4 protein-coding genes are annotated in these 3,848 nt (G+C 57.3%); 3 read left to right on the forward strand and 1 reads right to left on the reverse strand.

Annotated features, from left to right (window positions below):
- From CHB65_RS17685 to CHB65_RS16530, 3 genes are all read left to right on the forward strand, one after another.
- Positions 1-187: DUF6788 family protein (locus tag CHB65_RS17685; RefSeq protein WP_321166760.1), on the forward strand; the 187-nt coding region annotated here is incomplete at its 5' end.
- Positions 188-365: 178 nt separating this feature from the next.
- Entirely contained in the window at positions 366-536 is a 171-nt protein-coding gene (locus CHB65_RS18115; protein WP_449404584.1) for a DUF7837 family putative zinc-binding protein, read from the forward strand.
- 332 nt (positions 537-868) lie between these two features.
- Positions 869-2,137: a pentapeptide repeat-containing protein gene (locus tag CHB65_RS16530; RefSeq protein WP_089386110.1), complete on the forward strand. Its 1,269-nt coding sequence runs from the start codon at positions 869-871 to the stop codon at positions 2,135-2,137.
- Positions 2,138-2,517: 380 nt separating this feature from the next.
- Here the strand turns inward: CHB65_RS16530 and CHB65_RS16535 are convergent, their stop codons facing one another.
- Positions 2,518-3,525, reverse strand: a complete 1,008-nt coding sequence (locus CHB65_RS16535) for a hypothetical protein (RefSeq protein WP_089386109.1) — start codon at positions 3,523-3,525, stop codon at positions 2,518-2,520.
- Between the last annotated feature and the right edge of the window lie 323 nt (positions 3,526-3,848).

Consider the following 3,848-nt stretch of genomic DNA (forward strand, 5'->3'; position numbering starts at 1 on the left):
TACCGCTGATCCCGTTGCTGATCCGGATGATTCACAGCGAGGGACCGTCGTCAAGGAGAAAGTCAAATGCGGCGATGACAGTTGTAAGTGCGCGAATGGTAGTGAACAGGATATGCATGGTCCCTACCTATATCGGTATTATCGTGATGAGGGGACGATGAAGTCAGAGTACATCGGCAAGCCGTGAGCGGCCACCGATTGTCAGTACTACGGATTCTCCAGTTACACTCCGCTCACCTGAGTTATATAATACTGGGCTTCGTTACCAAGCCTGAGGGACCAAAAAATAGGCTCTGAGGTGTAGAGGGCCGACATCATAATAGTGTCACACGTGTCCCTCCCCCCCCAACACAGCGAGGCCACGTATGGAGACCCCCAATCCAGAAGCAGTCCTTGGCACCTGTCCGGTCTGTGGCCAGACAGTCGCAAATAGACACGTCCTCATTCGGTACGCAAAAGCGTCCGGAGATCAGGGTGTCTGGGCGGAATGTCCAGGATGCAAGGACGTTATCGATCCCGTATCTCAACCTGAGTGAGAGTAATCCTAGTGTCGCGACCTCGACTTGAGCGGCGAGTGCTTGGCTATTGAGCAGCGTGTCATAGAATCAGTCTTAGCCGGTTAGTAGAACTGCCTACTGAGCGGCGAAGGAACTACTAGATACGATTGATGTCTGAGATGGCATGCAAGATGTAGAGCTTGTAGTCAGCACTGTCTTAGTGAAATGGTGGAGTAATCAGCGTCGGGATCTATCCTAAACTATGACATTTGCCAACAGTGTGTCATACCGCCTTCTTGCGGGGGTACAAACCTCAATCAACCGGCTGTTGTGACCGGAACACTCGTATCGTCTGTATGTCTGTTTGCTGTATGACCGTTCCACCGACCCGGTGTGGCTACCGGTGGCCCGAGGACGCGGATGTTGATCTCCCGGATGATTTGGCGCGGCCCCACCATTGCTGTTGGCGCGAAACGTGGGAGGACTCCGATCGGTGTATCTGGCACGCCGAGACGGATGCCGAGAAGCCGACCGATGAATTAGAGTGTCGTCGAGAGACACCGGAGAACCGCGAGTACAACCGTGGTGGCGACCGGTCAGCTGAACTGTTGGACAGTGCCGACCTGTCCGGCGCGGACCTCGTTGGCGCCGACCTGTCCGACGCGAACCTCCGGTTTGCCGACCTGTCCGACGCGAACCTCTTTGACGCCGACCTGTCCGGCGCGGACCTCGTTGGCGCCGACCTGCCCGACGCGGACCTCCGGGACGCCGACCTGCCCGACGCGGACCTCCGGGGCGCCGACCTGCCCGGCGCGGACCTCGTTGGCGCCGACCTGTCCGGCGCGAAGCTCTGGGAGGCCGACCTGCCCGGCGCGAAGCTCTGGGAGGCCGACCTGCCCGGCGCGAAGCTCGTTGGCGCCGACCTGTCCGGCACGAACCTCTTTGACGCCGACCTGTCCGGCGCGAAGCTCTGGCGCGCCGACCTGTCCGGCGCGCTCCTCATTGACGCCGACCTGTCCGGTGCGGACCTCCGGGAGGCCGACTTATCCGGCGCGGACCTCCGGGAGGCCGACCTGTCCGACGCGAAGCTTGCTGAACTGAGTTGCACTGATGTAACTCTCTCTCGTGGGACGACCTTCTCTCCCACCGTTGGGAGGTCGCTTGATCCCCGCTCCAGTGGGCGTGATCTAGGTGAGTACGATACGAAAGCCCGAACATATGGGGAACTTCGGAGGGCCTACAGTGCAAACGGGTTGCTGGGTCGGGCGCGGAAAGCTCGGGTCCGGGAGCGACGGGCCCGGCGACGCGAGGCGAAAGCCGAAGGGGGGATCAGAGGAACAGGTGCGTGGTTTTTGTCGTTGCTCTCGGGGATCTTCACCGGCTACGGCGTTCGACTGCTCCCAGTTGTGGGGTGGATGCTCCTGTTGTACTTTGGTTCGACTGTCGTGTATTGGCAGCTGACCGACTGGGGGGTACGGTACAGTCTCTACTACAGCATCGTGACGTTCACCACAGCTCCTCCCGCTGCGGATCCGCCTCCGAGTGGGATCCCTGCGATCGTCGCAAGTATCGAGACGTTCGCGGGGACAGCAGCCATCATTTTCCTTGGCTATGTTCTCGGCTCCCGTGAACGGATTTGAGGCGGATCTGTTCAGCTATCTGTCGTCCAGTATTGTGGTTCCATGACTTGTGCCACATACGCGCGCTCTATCTTGCACGCGGTTGTTGACAGATTGTGGATAAAAAGAGATGAGAACTATTCTATGACACGCTGTATTGAGAACTGCATTTCTTCGAGATTAACCAACAGTATAGGCGAAAAGCTGAAATGTTGGTTAAGACGCTTCTACAACCGAGTCACTGCCATCCCGACAGTCGCCGACGTGATGACCGACGTTGACAACACGCGAGATACCGAGTGAACACGAGATAATCTTGAGCGGCATCGCTACCATCTTTCACGGCCAGACTAGCGACTAATATTTTGAGGTGACCTCTGACGGTTCGCTCGCTCTGACTCTCAGGGCCCACCTTGCGTACGCGTATGGAACTGCGATCCGGATTTGAACTCGGTGAGTTCTGCGATCCGGTCTTCGAGGTTCTCGATTTCCTCGCGGAGCTGTTCAGCCTCGTCTCCTTCTGTCGTCGCCAGCTGATCTTTCAGCCCTTGGAGTCGCGTTTCCTTGCGCTCCTCATCAACCTCTGCTTTGCGCACGTATTCGGATTCGGTGATGTCATACACGTCGGTGTCGGAGAGGGCCGTCACCTCGAGTGCATCATCGACCTTGCTGCGGTCGACGCCCAACACGCGCTCACGGTCGATTCCAGCGTCTTCGAGTGTCTCCAGCACTTCCTCGTCGGGTTTGAGCGAGCGAGTGCGGCGCGTCGTCCGTTGGACAGAGCCGAAGGGTCCAGAGACGGGTTGGTCATGGTGGAGTCGGGTGAGTAGCACCTCGCTTACGTCCTGCCGGAGGTCGTTGGTGTTCCGCTGGACGTCCGAAAGCAGCGTGTAGAGGTCTACGAGGACGTCCGTCTCGATCTGTTCGAGGTTGGTGACCTCGTGTCGCTCCAGTGCGTCAACGAGTAAGAGCGCATCCGCATACACGTCGAGATCCGGCTCGGTCCGTTGCTCGTCCACGTGTTCTGATCCGTCTTCGTGGTCGCCGGCGTCGAGGATCTGGTTCGTGGTGGGTCCGTCTGTCTCGAGGATCACGCCGGCGTCTTCATCGATTTCGAAGCGGGGATGGAGAGACAATACGGCAGGATATGCGTCCGCATCAGGTGGGAGTCTGTCGAGCTCGAATCCGCTGGGTTCGTCACTGACTCGCCGGTAGAGCGTCTCAAATTGGTCCTGCTGGAGCGGGCGTGTATCGTCGATATCCTTGTCGAGAAATTCAATGATGACCCGCTGCTGTTGCACATCGCGAATACGGAACCGATCGTGAGAGAGTGGCGTGATCAGCTTAGTGCTCTCCGGAAGCTCGTCCAGCCGTTCCAGTAGATTGTCCCACGAAATACTGAAGCTCATACTCACCTGTTGAGCAGCGGTGATAAAACCGTCTGGGGCAATCCAGAATCACGGTGAGTTTTTAGCTCTGTGAAGAAAAATATACAATAACTGATAATATACTTTTTGATGAATACACAGCGCGAATGCGGCACTCGTCGTTGACTTTCCGTGAGCCATTAAGAGGCGAAGTCGGTCATCGGAACTGACGTTGTATCAGGGTGGCGAGAAGAATCACGTGCAAGATGTAGAGGGTGTAGTCAGCATTGGGTCGTGATACAGATCGGACGCGACTGTATCACCGGGGTTGTGATGGTGAATTAAGAGCCTGTCAACCTTAGATT

The sequence above is a fragment of the Halorubrum vacuolatum genome (assembly GCF_900188065.1).
GTDB lineage: Archaea > Halobacteriota > Halobacteria > Halobacteriales > Haloferacaceae > Halorubrum > Halorubrum vacuolatum.

Bases quoted from the DNA above. Each gene is read 5' to 3' on its own strand.
- CHB65_RS16530 (WP_089386110.1), top strand. From the start codon at position 869: ATGACCGTTCCACCGACCCGGTGTGGCTACCGGTGGCCCGAGGACGCG.
- CHB65_RS16535 (WP_089386109.1), bottom strand. From the start codon at position 3,525: ATGAGCTTCAGTATTTCGTGGGACAATCTACTGGAACGGCTGGACGAG.
- CHB65_RS18115 (WP_449404584.1), top strand. From the start codon at position 366: ATGGAGACCCCCAATCCAGAAGCAGTCCTTGGCACCTGTCCGGTCTGT.